18 protein-coding genes are annotated in these 15,426 nt (G+C 53.3%); all 18 read right to left on the minus strand.

Annotated elements, in window-relative coordinates:
- Positions 1–159: 159 nt before the first annotated feature.
- The gene (groL, locus tag QOS46_RS06015) at positions 160–1,791 is read right to left on the minus strand and encodes a chaperonin GroEL (protein ID WP_283608109.1); all 1,632 of its coding nucleotides are present in this window, start codon (positions 1,789–1,791) and stop codon (positions 160–162) included.
- A 38-nt stretch (positions 1,792–1,829) separates the two neighbouring features.
- On the minus strand, positions 1,830–2,114 hold the full coding sequence (locus tag QOS46_RS06020; protein WP_283608111.1) for a co-chaperone GroES: 285 nt from the start codon (positions 2,112–2,114) through the stop codon (positions 1,830–1,832).
- Positions 2,115–2,420: 306 nt separating this feature from the next.
- Positions 2,421–3,542 carry a THUMP domain-containing class I SAM-dependent RNA methyltransferase gene (locus QOS46_RS06025; RefSeq protein WP_283608112.1) on the minus strand — a complete coding sequence of 374 codons (1,122 nt, stop codon included), beginning with the start codon at positions 3,540–3,542 and terminating at the stop codon, positions 2,421–2,423.
- A gap of 69 nt (positions 3,543–3,611) precedes the next feature.
- Positions 3,612–4,160 (minus strand): ribosome hibernation-promoting factor, HPF/YfiA family, encoded by a 549-nt coding sequence (gene hpf, locus QOS46_RS06030; protein ID WP_283608113.1) that lies wholly within the window; start codon positions 4,158–4,160, stop codon positions 3,612–3,614.
- A gap of 119 nt (positions 4,161–4,279) precedes the next feature.
- The gene (locus QOS46_RS06035) at positions 4,280–5,122 is read right to left on the minus strand and encodes a fumarate hydratase (RefSeq protein ID WP_283608115.1); all 843 of its coding nucleotides are present in this window, start codon (positions 5,120–5,122) and stop codon (positions 4,280–4,282) included.
- Between the two features lie 50 nt (positions 5,123–5,172).
- Positions 5,173–6,327, minus strand: a complete 1,155-nt coding sequence (locus QOS46_RS06040) for an amidohydrolase (protein ID WP_283608117.1) — start codon at positions 6,325–6,327, stop codon at positions 5,173–5,175.
- 197 nt (positions 6,328–6,524) lie between these two features.
- A complete protein-coding gene (locus QOS46_RS06045) occupies positions 6,525–7,034 on the minus strand; it encodes a S1 RNA-binding domain-containing protein (protein ID WP_283608119.1) in 510 nt (169 codons plus the stop codon).
- A 36-nt stretch (positions 7,035–7,070) separates the two neighbouring features.
- Entirely contained in the window at positions 7,071–7,373 is a 303-nt protein-coding gene (locus QOS46_RS06050; RefSeq protein ID WP_283608122.1) for an FtsB family cell division protein, read from the minus strand.
- 66 nt (positions 7,374–7,439) lie between these two features.
- The gene (gene yabQ / locus QOS46_RS06055; protein ID WP_283608124.1) at positions 7,440–7,931 is read right to left on the minus strand and encodes a spore cortex biosynthesis protein YabQ; all 492 of its coding nucleotides are present in this window, start codon (positions 7,929–7,931) and stop codon (positions 7,440–7,442) included.
- A 15-nt stretch (positions 7,932–7,946) separates the two neighbouring features.
- The gene (gene yabP, locus QOS46_RS06060) at positions 7,947–8,243 is read right to left on the minus strand and encodes a sporulation protein YabP (RefSeq protein ID WP_283608125.1); all 297 of its coding nucleotides are present in this window, start codon (positions 8,241–8,243) and stop codon (positions 7,947–7,949) included.
- 148 nt (positions 8,244–8,391) lie between these two features.
- Positions 8,392–8,634: an RNA-binding S4 domain-containing protein gene (locus tag QOS46_RS06065; protein WP_283608126.1), complete on the minus strand. Its 243-nt coding sequence runs from the start codon at positions 8,632–8,634 to the stop codon at positions 8,392–8,394.
- A gap of 167 nt (positions 8,635–8,801) precedes the next feature.
- The gene (locus tag QOS46_RS06070; protein ID WP_027103825.1) at positions 8,802–9,077 is read right to left on the minus strand and encodes an HU family DNA-binding protein; all 276 of its coding nucleotides are present in this window, start codon (positions 9,075–9,077) and stop codon (positions 8,802–8,804) included.
- A gap of 22 nt (positions 9,078–9,099) precedes the next feature.
- On the minus strand, positions 9,100–9,924 hold the full coding sequence (gene mazG, locus QOS46_RS06075; RefSeq protein ID WP_283608130.1) for a nucleoside triphosphate pyrophosphohydrolase: 825 nt from the start codon (positions 9,922–9,924) through the stop codon (positions 9,100–9,102).
- A gap of 48 nt (positions 9,925–9,972) precedes the next feature.
- The gene (locus QOS46_RS06080; protein ID WP_283608131.1) at positions 9,973–11,721 is read right to left on the minus strand and encodes a putative polysaccharide biosynthesis protein; all 1,749 of its coding nucleotides are present in this window, start codon (positions 11,719–11,721) and stop codon (positions 9,973–9,975) included.
- A 167-nt stretch (positions 11,722–11,888) separates the two neighbouring features.
- On the minus strand, positions 11,889–12,176 hold the full coding sequence (locus QOS46_RS06085; protein ID WP_283608133.1) for a hypothetical protein: 288 nt from the start codon (positions 12,174–12,176) through the stop codon (positions 11,889–11,891).
- Between the two features lie 184 nt (positions 12,177–12,360).
- The gene (locus tag QOS46_RS06090) at positions 12,361–13,320 is read right to left on the minus strand and encodes a uridine kinase family protein (protein WP_283608136.1); all 960 of its coding nucleotides are present in this window, start codon (positions 13,318–13,320) and stop codon (positions 12,361–12,363) included.
- Entirely contained in the window at positions 13,301–14,785 is a 1,485-nt protein-coding gene (gene hemZ, locus QOS46_RS06095) for a coproporphyrinogen dehydrogenase HemZ (protein WP_283608138.1), read from the minus strand. The genes QOS46_RS06090 and hemZ overlap by 20 nt, the downstream gene beginning before the upstream one ends.
- Positions 14,785–15,423 carry an MBL fold metallo-hydrolase gene (locus QOS46_RS06100; protein ID WP_283608140.1) on the minus strand — a complete coding sequence of 213 codons (639 nt, stop codon included), beginning with the start codon at positions 15,421–15,423 and terminating at the stop codon, positions 14,785–14,787. Before QOS46_RS06100 ends, hemZ begins: the two co-directional genes overlap by 1 nt.
- Positions 15,424–15,426: the final 3 nt, after the last annotated feature.

Here is a 15,426-nt window from a genome sequence, read left to right on the forward strand (position 1 = left end):
TTAAAACAGCTTACGCCTCCTCTTGATATAGCCATTTGGTTGGCGGCAAGGGTTCGTCGAAGCCCTTGCCGCCTGCCGTATCAAAAACAGCCGAACCAATTACAGAAAAAAGGGTGATGCCAGAAGGCATCACCCTTTTTCTCACGGAAAAAATTCAGATTAATACATGCCGCCCATGCCGCCGTCTGCGGGCATTGCGGGAGCAGAGACCGGCTCTTTCTTATCCGCAACCAGAGATTCGGTGGTCAGAATCATGGCAGCGATGGAAGCGGCGTTCTGCAGAGCGGAACGAGCTACCTTAGTAGGATCAACGATCCCCTGAGCGATCATATCGCCGTATTCCTGAGTCAACGCGTTAAAACCGTAGCCAATCTTGTTTTCCTTCTTCAGATTCTCTACGATAACGGAGCCTTCGAGGCCCGCGTTTGCGGCAATCTGGCGCAGGGGCTCTTCCAGAGCCTTCAGAACGATCTGCACGCCAGTCTTTTCGTCACCGGAGGTGGTATCCATCAGCTTCTGCACAACGGGAATTGCGTTGATCAGAGCAACGCCGCCGCCAGCCACGATGCCCTCTTCCACAGCAGCCTTGGTTGCCGCCAGAGCATCTTCAATACGCAGCTTCTTCTCTTTCATTTCCACTTCGGTCGCAGCGCCGACCTTGATGACCGCAACACCGCCGGCAAGCTTCGCCAGGCGCTCCTGCAGCTTCTCACGGTCGAAATCGGAGGTAGTGGTTTCCAGCTGGGCGCGGATCTGAGCAACTCTGTCTTTGATCTCGTCGGAGTTGCCAGCGCCGTCTACGATGATGGTATTCTCTTTGTCAACCTTTACCTGGCGGGCACGACCCAGCTGAGCAATGGTGGTATCCTTCAGCTCAAGGCCGAGCTCTTCGGAAATCACCTGGCCGCCGGTCAGAACAGCGATGTCACGCAGCATCTCTTTTCTTCTGTCGCCAAAGCCGGGAGCCTTTACGCCAACGCAGGTAAAGGTGCCGCGCAGCTTATTCAGGATCAAGGTGGTCAGAGCCTCGCCCTCGATGTCCTCGGCAATCATCACGAGCTTCTTGCCGGACTGTACGATGCTCTCGAGCAGGGGCAGAATCTCCTGAATGTTGGAAATCTTCTTATCGGTAATGAGGATATAGGCGTCGTCGATCACGGCTTCCATCTTATTGGTATCAGTTACCATGTAAGGGGTGATATAGCCGCGGTCAAACTGCATGCCTTCAACAACCTCGGAGTATGTCTCGGCGGTCTTGGACTCTTCCACCGTGATAACGCCGTCGGAGCTGACCTTTTCCATCGCTTCCGCGATCAGCTTGCCGATGAATTCATCTGCGGAGGAAACGGTCGCGACTCTCGCGATGTCGTCGGAGCCGGTCACCTTCTTGGAGTGGTGGATCACAGCCTCAACAGCGGTTTCAACCGCCTTCTGAATACCCTTGCGCAGGATCATGGGGTTTGCGCCAGCCGCCAGATTCTTCATGCCCTCGCGAACCAGAGCCTGTGCCAGCAGAGTAGCGGTCGTGGTACCGTCGCCGGCCACGTCGTTGGTCTTGATCGCAACTTCTTTTACGAGCTGTGCGCCCATGTTCTCAAAGGGATCCTCGAGTTCGATCTCTTTCGCGATGGTCACGCCGTCGTTGGTGATCAGCGGAGCGCCGAACTTTTTATCGAGCACCACGTTGCGGCCCTTCGGGCCCAGGGTGATTTTAACGGTATCTGCCAGCTGGTTTACACCGCTCATCAGAGCTTTTCTGGCTTCTACATCGAAAATAATCTGCTTTGCCATGCTATATTCCTCCTAAATTTCTGAATTAAAATGAAAAATCATTCCACAACAGCAAGAATATCTGACTGCCGTACGATGGTGTACTCTTCGCCGTCGATTTTCACTTCTGTTCCGGCATATTTGCTGCTGATGACCTTATCGCCCACCTTTACGTACATGGTGACCTCTTTGCCGTCTACCAACCCGCCGGGGCCGACCGCGATAACGGACGCGATCTGGGGCTTCTCTTTTGCAGAACCAGCCAGCAGGATACCGCTTTTTGTGGTTTCCTCCGCCTCTTCCAATTTAATCAGAACTCTGTCGGAAAGTGGTTTGATCGTCATTTCCTATTTCCTCCTTATAAAAAATCAAAATGATTGATTGGGTTTAGCACTCAATATCCCCGAGTGCTAAATCTTATTTTAGCCGCTGACAGCATAAAAATCAAGAGGTTTTTTCCTAAAATACGGAATTTCATAATTTTTTTACAATTGCAAATTCAAAAAAAATCCGGGAATCGTCTCTCGATCCCCGGATTTAGTCTTTCCTGATTTTTACATTTTAATTTTATAATTAAATCATCTTTTAAATGTTTCCAAATTTCTTCCATTCGCCTTTGGCGGAGGAAGAAATCCTGTGTTATCAAGTAATCAGGCTTTATAATAGCTGTACAGCTGGCATTTAATCATTCCGTTATACAGCTTGCGGCGTTTGTCCGCCGGGCGGCCAAAGCAGCTTTCAAATGTTTCGTCTGGGCTGATGATGTGGTAACTCCAGCCGCGTTTGGGGACAAAGTGCTGCCCCATTGCCGTATACAGCTCCTCCGCCTGGCTCAGGTCGAGCAGGCGCTCACCGTAAGGTGGGTTGCAGATTACGCAGCCGCGCTCGCCCTCCTCCGCAAAATCGCGGATATCGCGCTTTTCCGCACGAATATGAGCAATCACTCCCGCCTTTTTCGCATTTTCCAACGTGAGGGCAACCGCCGCGCCGTCGATGTCGTAGCCAGTAGCAAGGAAGGTGCTGTCGCGTTTTACCAAATCCTGCGCACGCGCTTTTTCCCGAATCCACACACTTTCATCAATCCCCTTCCAGCTTTGCGCCGCAAAGCTGCGCTGCAGGCCGGGTGCAATATTCATTGCAAGCAAAGCAGATTCAATGAGAATCGTGCCGGAACCGCAGAACGGGTCGTACACGTGAGAATCCGGCCAAAGGCGGGCCAGCTTCGCCATCGATGCAGCCAGTGTTTCCTTGATCGGCGCTTCCGCCGCATTGGGACGGTAACCGCGCTTATGAAGCCCTACCCCGCTGGTATCGAGCATCACGCTGACGGAATCCTTTAAAATCAGAAACTGCACCTGATACATGTCGCCGGATTCTTCGAACCACGGCACGCGGTGCTTCAGCTTCAGGCGTTCCACAATGGCCTTTTTGATGATGGACTGGCAGTCCGGAACGCTGGAAAGCTGAGAGCTGAGGGAACGGCCTTTAACCGGAAAACGGTCTTTTTTGCCGATCCACGCTTCCCACGGCAAAGCCTTTACCCCCTGAAACAGCTGCTCAAAGGTAACGGCGCGAAACGTGCCGAGCAGCACAAGCACCCGCTCGCTGTAACGGGAGCAGAGATTCGCGCGCGCCAGTATCTCGTCGCTGCCGTCGAACACCACGCGCCCGTTTTGGGGCTCCACCTGCTGCGCGCCCATTTCCCGCAGCTCTTCCGCCACCAGGCCCTCTATGCCCAGCAGGCAGGGGCATACCAGTTTAAATTGATCCATTGTGTTCCTCTCCGTATCTGAAAAATAACGGGGGCCGCAGTCTGACGCGGTCCCCGCTGACTATCTGTATTATTCCGCATCCGGCTCCAATAAACCATAATCGCCGTTTTTGCGCTGATACACTACGTTAATTTCACCCGTAGCACTATCGCGGAACATGTAAAACTGATGACCCAGCAGATTCATCTGCAAAATTGCTTCTTCTAAAGTAAGGGGCTTTACCGGGAAATGCTTGGTACGTACGACTCGATATTCATCTTCTTCGGCAGTAACACCAGACTCAGCGTCCTCTGGCATTTCCAGCACAAGCTGATCCAGCGCCGCAGAATGAATCTGCTTGTCCAAGCGGCTCTTATTCTTGCGGATCTGCCGACCCAGAGCACTGACAACCTGATCCAGTGCGTCGTTCATTTCAAAATCGGTTGCCTCCGCACGATAAATCATGCCCTTGCTCCGAATTGTGATTTCAACCGTCTGACGGTTGCGTTCCAGCGTGACCACCACATGAGCATCCGCGTCCGCATCAAAAATCTTATCAAAACGGGAAAGCTTTTTTGTCGCCAGGCTCTTAAAATGATCTTTCAAAGTGACCTTACGTCCAGTAATCGTGATATTCATGTACGCATCTCCTTTGCAAATGGAAATCACAGAGTTTTCGGAACAAATTCCTGAAAATTCACCCGAACCCTCTGGGAGTATTATAACATAAATACCGAAAAAATAGAAGTAGTTCGACTTTAAATGATTATTTTTTTATGACGCGTTACGTGGCAACCAACGTTGACCGCAACGGGCAGGCCGGCAATGTGCGTGGCGTAGGTTTCGATGTTGACAGCCAGCGCCGTCACATCGCCCCCAAAGCCCTGTGGGCCGACCTTCAGCTCGTTGACCGCGCGGAGCATGTCCTGCTCCAGCTGGTGGTAAAAAGGATCCGGGTTCGGCTCATCCAGCGGGCGGCACAACGCCTGTTTCGCAAGCTGTGCGCACAACTCAAAATCGCCGCCGATCCCCACTCCCAGTACAACCGGAGGACAGGGATTTCCGCCCGCCAAGCGGACGGTTTCCGTGACAAAATCAATGATCTGCTGCGACCCTGCCGCCGGAGTCATCATTTTCAGGCGGCTCATATTTTCACTGCCAAAGCCCTTCGGGCAGGCGGTGAGCGTCACACGGTCACCGGGCACAATCCGTGTGTGCAGCACGGCGGGAGTGTTATCTTCCGTATTGACGCGGCGCAGCGGGTCCCCTACCACGGAGCAGCGGAGCAGGCCCTCCACGTAACCACGGTGAACACCCGCGTTGACGGCCTCCTCAAACGAGCCACCGACCAGATGAACCTCCTGCCCGATCTCCGCAAACACAACCGCCATGCCGGTATCCTGGCAGATCGGCAGATTCAGCCGGCGTGCGGCATCCAGATTTTCGCACAGATCCTCTAAAATCGATTTACCCAGAGGATTGCTCTCCTTCTGCACCGAGCAGCGGATGCAGTCCTCCAAATCGCCGGAAAGCTCGCGGTTCGCCTCAATCAACATACGGCACAGCTCATCGCTGATACGGGAAACGGAAACCTCTCTCATACACTCCAACTCCTTTTGATCTACACCCCTAGGGGCACTTATCCTCTCAGTTACAATACCCGCCTGCCTGCCACAAATACCATTTCCGGCTTTGTGCTAATTTGCAGCGGATCGTCACGGAAGAGGGAAAAATCAGCATCCTTGCCCGGCTCCAAAGAGCCGACGCGATCGTCGATGCGGCAAATGCGCGCCGGGTTGATCGTAATCGCACGCAGCGCCTCTTCCCGCCCAAGCCCCTCGCGCACCGCAAGCGCAGCACACAGCGGCAGATACTGAATCGGGATAACGGGGTGATCCGTGACAAGCGCCATGCGTATGCCGTGCTTTTGGAGGAGGCCGGGGCAGGCCGGAGTCAAATTCTTCATTTCGGGCTTTGCACGGTCACATAGAATGGGGCCGCAAAGCACCGGCACATCCTCCCCGACCAGATCGTCGGCGATCAGGTGGCCGTCCGTAGCGTGAACAATCACATAATCCAGGTGAAATTCACGCCCCAGGCGCATCGCGGTAAAAATATCGTCGGCCCGGTGAGCGTGAAAATGTACCGGCAGCTCGCCCTGCAATACGGGAATGAGTGCTTCGCATTTTATATCATACTCCGGTGGATCAATGTCCTCATCCTTGCACGAAAGCTCCAAATCCTCTAGATAGCGCCGGGCTTTGTACAGCTCCTCGCGAATGAGGGCCGCCGTGGCCATGCGGGTAGAAGGTGCTTGGCTTTTACCGTGATACGTGGACTTCGGGTTTTCTCCCAACGCCATTTTCATCGCCACGGGCGCCTGGATGACCATGTTGTCGATCCGCCGCCCCGCCGTTTTGACGGCGGCGAGCTGCCCACCGATGGGATTCGAGCTTCCGGGTCCGGTAATCACCGTCGTCACACCCGCAGCACAAGCCTCCTCAAAGCAGCGATCCAGAGGGTTCACGGCGTCGATTCCGCGCATCTGCGGCGTAATGGGATCGGTGTCCTCGTTGCCGTCGTCACCCTCGAAGGTCAGGCCATCCTCCCACATGCCAAGGTGCGTATGGGCGTCGACAAAACCGGGATACACAGCGGCGCCGCCAGCGTCAATAATCTCTTCTTCCGCGGTATTAGGCGCGGGCATAGGGCCAACCCCGGCGATTTTGCCGTCTCGTACCAACAGGTAGCCGTTCGAGATGGGATCGCCCGCCATCGTATAAATCGTTGCATTTTGTATCAGCATATGTTACCTCCCAAAAGCAGGGCATACCCCGCAGGCTCCGGTAAAAAAGCTGCCGCACACACGGCAGACGGGAAGGCCAGAAGCCACCCCGTACCGGAAACAAATCAATCTGGTTGTTCTGTTCCAGCCGTTCGGAGCAAGCGCCGGAACAACCGGAAAACGCATCAAAAAGGCGGAGTGTGACCACTCCGCCTGTCTTATTTGGATGGGCCACCGCCGCCATGCTTGGTAAAGCCGCCGCGTTTGGAATCAATGCACCTTTTGAGGTCGGTCATTTTTTCGTCGCTGGTCTGCTTGAACCGAGACATCATTTCCTCAAAGCTGGTTGCTTCGGGCTTTTTGCTCGCCTGCCACTCATAGTTGCCCGGTCTGGCTGCGGGACGCGGTCCGGAAGGACGTGGTCCGAAAGAACGCGGCCCAGAAGAACGCGGCGCAAAGTGACGCGCGGCAGGACCGTTGTCACGAGGCGGCGGCGGAACAGCCTTTTTCATGGAAAGACTCACTTTGCCATCATCGCTGATGCTCAGCACTTTCACCTTGACCATCTGATTTTCCGTTACATAGTCGCGGATTTCTTTCACAAAGGTTGGAGCTACCTCGGAAATGTGAACCATCCCGGTTTTGCCCTCGGGAAGCTCTACAAATGCACCGAACTTTGTAATTCCAGTAACCTTTCCCTCAAGAATTGTTCCTACCTCAAGTTGCATACAGTAATAATATCCTCCTCTTAAATTCAGAGCCGTTTAATTCCCCGCAATATTTACAAAAACACGTTCGCCGGGCTTAGCATAATCGAGCCCTTCCCGCACAACGCGCTCTATGTACTCGTCACTGACACCACTGCCGGAAGACAAACTGTGCTTTAAGTCCTCATTTTTAATCTCCTGAATTTTGATCTGCTGTTTCAAATCGGCCAGCTGCCGCTTTTTTTCGCTGATCTGCATCTGCTGATTCACGAGAGCGACCGCCGCGTAAACCGCAAACACCAGAATAGCAAACCGCAGCAAAAAGCTCTTTTTTTCTTTCTTGGCTTTCAGTATCCTCATAAAGTCAAACAGCTCCCCTCTTTGCAATCCGCAGTAATGGGGCAAATTCAGAATCCATACAGTTGATTATACACTATTGGGCGGGGAGGTTTCAAGCGATTTTTTTCTTTTCTTCCGAAATTTTAAGGGTTTTATTGTGACTTTCGCAATTTTTACACCAGCAGAGCATACCCCGTGGAAGATCCAGCGAAGCAAACACCCCACAGGATGGAAAATCCAGCGGAATAAAAAATTTTTAATCGCCGTTAAAATTCGCAGCAGAAGGTGTGATAAACGGAGCGTAATCTCACCAAGGGTAAGAAAATAAACGCACATACCGATGGCCTCACCCGCCAGCAGATAAAAGCGAACCTCTCCCCAGTTGACCGCAAGGGCCAGAAGAAAGCTGATAACAGCCGCGACAAAGCATACAAAAATATCCTGCCAGATCACCTGGCGTTTTTCACTGCGGGCAAACACCCGAAAAATGCGAAACACATCGTAAAACGCGCCGAGCGCGAACCCAACCGCCAGGGCGATGAGAAAACCCTGGCCCTGCTCCTCCAGAGTAAGACCCAAAGCGCAATCACCCCGCTATCGGAACATTTTGGAAAACAAACCGCCGCCGCTGCTCTGCTTTTGATCGGTATAGCTCAGAGAACAGATTTCTCCCATAATGGTCAGTTCACCGGTTTCGGTATTGAGCTTTCCGATTTGCAGATTCCGGCCACGAATCACGATTTCGCCAAGATCGGTATACGCCACCACCGTCTGGTCGTCAAAGCTGTCCACATTGGAAACTCCGGTAGCAGTCAGCGTCTTTCTGTTATCCACAATCAGGCTGTGCGGCGCGCGAACCGTTTTGGCTGCTGCTTTCTTTTCTTCCGCCATGATCGTTCCCTCCCGACAGTATAGTTGATCACAATGCCGCTTGATCTGTGTCCTTCCTCCGTCTGCGGCGGTGGAAGGAGATCCGGTCTGGAAGCGGATTGACTCTACTACATATATGCTGGCTGGAAGGGACATATTCTGGCAGTTTTCAGGAAAGCGCCTCATACATTTCGGCTGCGTCTCCCTTTTGTGCGTATTCACTCACCCGCACCACTCTCACCTTCAGGCTGCGCGCGCCAAGCTGCAGCTCCAGTACATCGCCCTCCTTCACCTCGTAAGAGGCGCGGGCCACCTTGCCGTTTACTGTCACCCGACCGGCGTCACACGCTTCGTTCGCAATGGTGCGCCGCTTGATTAAGCGGGATACCTTCAAGAACTTATCCAATCTCATGAAATATTTCTGCTCCTTTTATCGTCAAATTCACTTTCCAAGACGCTTTCTTCCCTCGCCTGCGGCGGGGGAAGAAAGCGTGAGCTTATAATTACTTGCCGCCAATAACACAAAAGGCCACGGCAAACGCAAAACGCCTGTCCGCAGCCTTTAATATCAACAACAGCTTATTTGTCCGTAGCATCCTTAAATGCTTTACCAGCCTTGAACGCCGGAATTTTGGATGCGGGGATCGTGATGGGAGAATTGGTTCTGGGGTCACGGCCCTGTCTTTCGTTGCGGGAACGAACTTCAAACGTACCGAAGCCAACCAGCTGAACCTTTTCTTCCTTTGCAACGGTCTCAATGATAACATCGATCACGGCGTTTACTGCGCTGTCGGCATCCTTCTTGGAAATAGCGGCTTTCTCTGCCACCGCAGAAATCAATTCTGTTTTGTTCATAAGATTTGTTACCTCCAAAATTTTATTTTTCAGTCTGGTTTTCCAGCTGGGGAATGGTACGCTGTTTTACTTCATCCCAAAGCCTGTCCAACTCTTCAGGCGACAAAGTGTCCAGCCGCTGTCCTCTCTCCCGGGCCAACTCCTCCGCCGCGGTAAAACGCGCGATGAATTTGTTGCAGGAAATCGTCAGCGCCTGCTCCGGTTCCGTTTTCAGGTGCCGGGCCGCATTCACTACCGAAAACAGAAGGTCTCCGACCTCCTGCTGGCAGTCCTGCGCATTACCCTTCCGGATCGCCTCCTTCAGTTCCGCGGTTTCTTCCTCCACCTTTTTCAGCGTCTGCCAGACATCAGCAAAGTCATACCCCGATTTTGCCGCTTTCTGCTGCACCTTGGCACTGCGCATCAGCGCGGGTAGTGCAGGTGAGACGCTTTCCAGCACCTGAGCCTGAGTAGACTGGTGCTTGGTGCGCTTTTTGATGGCATCCCAGTTTTTGAGAACCTCCGCGGAATCCTGGACATGGACATCCCCGAACACGTGGGGATGCCGAATAATCAGCTTTTTACAGATGCCGTCGGCAACCTGATCAAAATTAAACCTGCCTGCCTCAGCTTCCAAATCTGCATGGAACACAACCTGAAGCAGCACATCGCCCAGTTCTTCCTGCAGAAGCTCCGTATCTTCGGTGTCGATGGCCTCGACCGCCTCGTACGTTTCTTCAATCAGGCAGGCCCGGATGCTGTGATGTGTCTGCTCCCGGTCCCAGGGGCATCCCCCGGGCGAACGGAGAATTCTGACAATTTGCAGCAGGTCCTCAATCTTATACGTTTCTTTTCTTAGAAAATCCAACCTGACAGGTCCTTTCCTGGAATATAGCCGGCGAAAACTAGTACTATATTACCTTATCCATCCATGTTTTTCAAGTATTTTTGCAATTTTTTGGCCGTTGGGGAGCATCAAAATGTCATCGCGGCAAATTGCCCGCAAACAGAGCAGAGAAAGCGAATAAACCAGCACAGCCGCACCTACTGCGCCCACCGTGGCAAGATTCTCTGAAAGCACATGGGAAAGCAGCCCGTAAACAGACCAGGCGGCAGTGCAGCACAGAATGGAAGCAATGAGCGGCTTGCCGAAAATCGAGAGAAAATCCGGCAGGATTCCGGTTTCACGGCACAGGCAAAAAAGGGCGGCCACAGTGAGAAAAAGGTAGCAAGCCAGCGTGCCCGCGCCCGCGCCCAGTACGTTGATCTGCGGGATTCCCACCAGAAAATAATTGAGCGTCACCTTGATCGTCAGCCCCACCGCCAGGAGCTTTACGGGCAGATCGACCCGGCCGACTGCCTGCAGCATACTGTTGACCGGCGTGCTGAACGACGCGAAAATCGCGCCGACCCCCATAATGACCAGAACATGAGAGGTGATAGGCAGAGAGGGGCGTGCGCCAAACACCAGGCGCGCCACCGGCCCTGCCATCACTGCAAGGCCCATGCCCGCAGGGATGCTGAACAGCGCTGTGACTCGCAGAACTGCTTCCATGCTCTTTTTCAGGTACACTCTCTCCCCGCGTGTAAACGCGGCGGTCACGTTGGGCAGAGCGCTGATGCCGAACGCCTGGGTAATCGCCGGCACCAGCATAAACAGCGTCAGCGCCATGGAAAAGCATCCGAACAAAAAATTGGGGACGGTATCTGTTTCAATGTTAATCTGTGGTATCATTCCCTGATACATGGAAAGCAATACCTGCGGGTCCTGTTCCATCACCTTGTGAATTCGGGTCTGCAAAAACGTGGTATCTACCATGGCGGCCACATTGACCGCCATCGCCCCAATACCGATGGGAATCGCCGTTCTCACCAGACGGGACACCGTTTTGCGCATACTGCGCGGCGGCGGGGAATTTTTCAGATTTTCTTCCGTAATGCCGTCGCCGATCAACCGGTGACGGCAGAACAGGAATAGAAAGCTCATCAGCGAGCCAACTGTTACGCCGAGAATCGCGCCGGCGGCAGCGTAAGGCAGCACCGCGCTTCTCGCATAATCGCGCGATGCGGCGGCTGCACCGAATACGGTGCCAAACGCCTCGTACTCCTTCATTCCATGTTGCAGGATCAGGCAGGCAGCGGAGAGGCCAACCGTGAGCTTGCACAATGCCTCGATAATCTCGGAAATCGCCGTGGGGTACATATTCCGCAGACCTTCATAGTATCCCCGATAAATAGCGGTTAAACAGCTGAAAAGGATCGCCGGAGCCAGCGTGTACAGTGCGGGCAGCGCGTTTTCGTTGCCGATGATTTTTGCATAGGCTGCCGCGCCAAGGGCCATCAGCACAAAGCCGACCGTTCCGGTGCCGATAAAGATGGGTGCAGACGCGCGGTGAATGCGCCGAATATCCCGGTAGGCGCCGCGTGTGCAGCTTTCGGAAACCAGGCGCGAAATCGCAATCGGGAACCCAGCTGTGGCCAGGCTGTAAATTGGCCCGTAAAAATTATAGGCCGTATTGAAATAACCCAAGCCATCCTCCGTGATGACCCAGGTCAGCGGCACCTTGAACAGGGCACCGATCAATTTTACGATTAAAATGCTTGCTGTCAGAATCAAAGCACCGTGTAAAAAGCTCTGACTCTTCCTGCGGGAAGCTTTCCCCATAGTAGCACATCCATTCCCCAAAAATCCCGTTCAGGCGTTTGCCCTCTCTGTGGAATTTATATTAGCCCCGGGGAACGGTTATGCGAAAATCCTATTGATACAGAAAGAGCCCGGATTCTGAAAACGGAATCCGGGCTCTTCATTCACCTGTTTTCTTGTAAAAGGGATTACAGCTGGGCAGAAGCCTCTTGGATCTGCTCCTCAAGCGCCTTCAGCTGATCCTGAAGCTCGTCGACGGCAACAATTGCTTCCGCTACCAAATCCGCAGGATCGCTGTCTGCTTTTTTGGCGTCGTAAACCGCTTTGCCCAATGCCTCATACTTTTTGTTGATTTCATTACTCAGCTCGGCCGCACTGATTTTCAGTTTGGATACATCCACAAGCTGATTGGCTTTTTTTCCGACGGCATTCGCCGCCGATTTTGCATTGATGACAACATCTTCAAAAAGGCCCATCGTAGACACGCTCCTTCGATTATTGATTACCTCAATTATACCACCTATTTCGCTAACAATGCAAGAATCTGTCCTGTAAACAAATTATAAATTATTCTGCCGCTTGTTCATAAAAATCTGCAATAAACAATAAACCCGGGAATTCTTCCCCGCCTTCGGTAGAAAAAATTCTATATTTGACAGGTCAAGTATAAATGCTCCCGCCGATAAACTCACGCAAAATAGAATTTTCAGGCACAAGGCTTTCATCCATCGGCACAAAGCGTTCAAGCTGCGTTACGAGGTGACTGGTGTAATGGTAGCGGGGATGATCAGGCGAAATCTCGCGGAGCAGAGTAATCGCCTTGCGGCGCAGCACGCACGGCTCATACATGTGAATGGAATTGATTGTGATGTTGCTTACGCTCTTGTAAGGGCGAATATAGTTATTCTCGCCGTCGAGCACGTTCTGCCACATAGAGAGCGTCCGCTCGGGGCCAGCCCCGCGAAAGCTGTAATCGCGCACCACGCGGCGGATAAACCGCAGATCGTTGTGCGACAAAACCACGCCCGCGCTGTCCTTGATGTCCTGCTTGACACTGATATACAGCTTGAGAAGATGATTCTGGGGCAAATGCGCACTGATGCGGGGATTGAGCGCATGAATTCCCTCAAAAATGGCCACGCCGTTTTCAGGCAGATCCACCGGCTTTGTGAGGCCCGTCGGCTGATGAATGGAAAAATCGAACACCGGCACGTCACAGCGGCCGGTTTCAATCAAATTCATCATACAGCTTTCCAACACGGGAACATTCAGCGCATCTACCGATTCATAGTCATGATCGCCATTTTCAAGGAGAGGTGCCTGGCTTTCTCCCCGGTAAAAGTCGTCGAGAGAGATCGTTGCGCAGCAAATTCCGCGGCTTTGCAGCATTTCCTTCATGACCTCCATGGTGGTGGTTTTACCGCTGCTGGAAGGCCCAGCCATCAGAATGATCTTATTTCGCTCCGGATTTTCCGTAATGGTATTGACAATGGAGCCCAGGTAGCGGCGATAAGCGGATTCAATTTGCTCGATCATACCAACCGGGTCGGTTTTGGCCGCTCCGTTGATCTGCTCAAGGTGATCGACATATTTGACGTAGCTATTTGCGAAATAGTTCATACAGTTCTTTCACCTGCTCCTTTCTTGCAATCATTTCCTCATGTCTGCTGACATATTCATACGGGAATTTAAAGTTGAAAATGCGACGCAGGGTATCGGAATACGGGTCCTTGACCTTGCTGACGGCACCCGCGCCGCAAGCCAGAATTGTATGGGTCTCATCCATGATATACACATTATAATCGCTGTAACAGCCGGGCTTGGCCCAGCCGGTATTTTCAAGATTGCCGACCATGCGGCTCTGCCGGTACAGGTAATATGGCTCGTAGCCCAAGGGAAAAAGGCTTTTTGCGGTATCATCGAGCATCTGCGCGGCTGCGGCGGCATCGGGGTCAAAGCCGTCGCGCTCCGACTGGTTCAGCCGTGAGGAGCGCTTGAGCGCCAGGGTGTGCACGGTGATGCTCTCCGGATTGAGCCGGAGGACCTGCTCCAGCGTACTGCGGTAGCCTTCCACCGTATCGCCGGGCAAACCGACGATTAAATCCATATTGATATTGTCAAAGCCCATCTCGCGGGCCAGCTCAAACGCCGAAACCGTCTGCGCGGTGGTGTGCCGGCGGCCGATCCGCTCGAGAATCTCGTCATTCATCGTCTGGGGATTGATGCTGATGCGGGTCACCCCAAATTCTTTCAGCACCTGCATACGCTCAGGGGTTACCGTGTCGGGTCGACCGGCTTCCACCGTAAATTCGCGGCAGGACGAAACCGGGAAATGGGTGCAGAGTGTGGAGAGCAGTATTCGCAGCTGCTCCGGCGAAAGGGTTGTGGGTGTTCCGCCCCCGATATAGACGGATTCGAGCCGCAGATGAAGTTCGTCGGCCACCTTTGCCGTATGCTCCAGTTCCTTGCACAGCAGAGTAACATATTCCGGCATTAAGCGGATCGCCTTATCCACCGACTGTGATACAAACGAGCAGTAGGCACACCGCGTGGGGCAAAACGGGATGGAAATGTATAGGCTGTACGATTCAGGACGGGATTGGGACAGAATTTTCTGCTCGTTGTCCATCGTCACTGCACTCAGCCGTGTTTTTTCGGGTGTGACAAGAAAGCCGGACTCAAAATGCCCGATGGCATGCTCCCGGCCCATCTGCCCGCACAGGCGGCGCAGGAGCTTGATTGGGCGCACTCCCGTCAGAATGCCCCACTGCGGGCGAATCCCGCAGCGCTCAGCGAAAAGCTCAAACAGCATCACCGCCATCAGGCGCTCCGCTTCCTTTTCCTGCTGCAGCACCGACTCCGGGAACGACCGGCTGTCTTCCAGCACCCTGCCTCCCATGTGCAGGCGCACGGAGATTTGCACTTCTCCCCCTGCTTGCCGCAGTCCCGTATAAACGGTGGTCTGCATTTCGGGCAGCTCTTCAGGGGCTTCAAATATCGTTTTTATTTCTTCATAAGGCAGGAACACCCGGCACAAATTTTCCATCTCATAATGGTACGGATGTCCGTCGACCAGCAGAACCATCAATAAAATTCCCCTTCATTCAGAAACGGATTATACCGTCTTTCTCTTTCTAAGGTAGTGGAGGGGCCGTGGCCGGGGTACACATGGTAGTCACCCTCCAGAGCGGCCAGCTTTTGCAGCGATTCCTTCATGTCTCGACTGCTGCCGGTAGGTAGATCGGTTCTGCCCATAGAGCCGCTGAACAGCGTGTCTCCGCTGAAGATCACATCCTCCACGAGGAAGCAGCAGCTGCCGACGGTATGCCCCGGCGTAAACAGCACCTTGATGTTCAGGCTGCCCAGCTCAATGATATCTCCGTCGTCAAAAATGCGGTCCGGGTCAAAGTTTTCATGCTTGATCGAGGGCAGCATACTGCCTTGGCTGATGTTCGGGTCATTGGTGCAGGGCGCGTCGGGACGGGAGATGCACACCTCGCACCCCGTCAGCTCCTTAATACGCGGCACGCCGTCGATATGGTCGAAATGGCCGTGGGTCAATAGGCAGAGTGCCACTTTTTCCGCGGGCAGAGCACGGATCACCTCATCCAGCCGTGCAGAAGTAAAACCGGGATCGATCACGGCGGAAAGGCCGGTTTCGTCGTCGGTCAAAAGGTAGCAGTTTTCTTCGAGCAAACCGCCTGTTATTCCTTGAATTTTCATCAG

The organism is Faecalispora anaeroviscerum, assembly GCF_947568225.1.
In the GTDB taxonomy this organism is placed as follows: Bacteria; Bacillota; Clostridia; order Oscillospirales; family Acutalibacteraceae; genus Faecalispora; species Faecalispora anaeroviscerum.

Bases quoted from the DNA above. Each gene is read 5' to 3' on its own strand.
- groL (WP_283608109.1), bottom strand. From the start codon at position 1,791: ATGGCAAAGCAGATTATTTTCGATGTAGAAGCCAGAAAAGCTCTGATG.
- QOS46_RS06020 (WP_283608111.1), bottom strand. From the start codon at position 2,114: ATGACGATCAAACCACTTTCCGACAGAGTTCTGATTAAATTGGAAGAG.
- QOS46_RS06025 (WP_283608112.1), bottom strand. From the start codon at position 3,542: ATGGATCAATTTAAACTGGTATGCCCCTGCCTGCTGGGCATAGAGGGC.
- hpf (WP_283608113.1), bottom strand. From the start codon at position 4,160: ATGAATATCACGATTACTGGACGTAAGGTCACTTTGAAAGATCATTTT.
- QOS46_RS06035 (WP_283608115.1), bottom strand. From the start codon at position 5,122: ATGAGAGAGGTTTCCGTTTCCCGTATCAGCGATGAGCTGTGCCGTATG.
- QOS46_RS06040 (WP_283608117.1), bottom strand. From the start codon at position 6,327: ATGCTGATACAAAATGCAACGATTTATACGATGGCGGGCGATCCCATC.
- QOS46_RS06045 (WP_283608119.1), bottom strand. From the start codon at position 7,034: ATGCAACTTGAGGTAGGAACAATTCTTGAGGGAAAGGTTACTGGAATT.
- QOS46_RS06050 (WP_283608122.1), bottom strand. From the start codon at position 7,373: ATGAGGATACTGAAAGCCAAGAAAGAAAAAAAGAGCTTTTTGCTGCGG.
- yabP (WP_283608125.1), bottom strand. From the start codon at position 8,243: ATGGCGGAAGAAAAGAAAGCAGCAGCCAAAACGGTTCGCGCGCCGCAC.
- QOS46_RS06065 (WP_283608126.1), bottom strand. From the start codon at position 8,634: ATGAGATTGGATAAGTTCTTGAAGGTATCCCGCTTAATCAAGCGGCGC.
- QOS46_RS06070 (WP_027103825.1), bottom strand. From the start codon at position 9,077: ATGAACAAAACAGAATTGATTTCTGCGGTGGCAGAGAAAGCCGCTATT.
- QOS46_RS06080 (WP_283608131.1), bottom strand. From the start codon at position 11,721: ATGGGGAAAGCTTCCCGCAGGAAGAGTCAGAGCTTTTTACACGGTGCT.
- QOS46_RS06085 (WP_283608133.1), bottom strand. From the start codon at position 12,176: ATGGGCCTTTTTGAAGATGTTGTCATCAATGCAAAATCGGCGGCGAAT.
- QOS46_RS06090 (WP_283608136.1), bottom strand. From the start codon at position 13,320: ATGAACTATTTCGCAAATAGCTACGTCAAATATGTCGATCACCTTGAG.
- hemZ (WP_283608138.1), bottom strand. From the start codon at position 14,785: ATGGTTCTGCTGGTCGACGGACATCCGTACCATTATGAGATGGAAAAT.
- QOS46_RS06100 (WP_283608140.1), bottom strand. From the start codon at position 15,423: ATGAAAATTCAAGGAATAACAGGCGGTTTGCTCGAAGAAAACTGCTAC.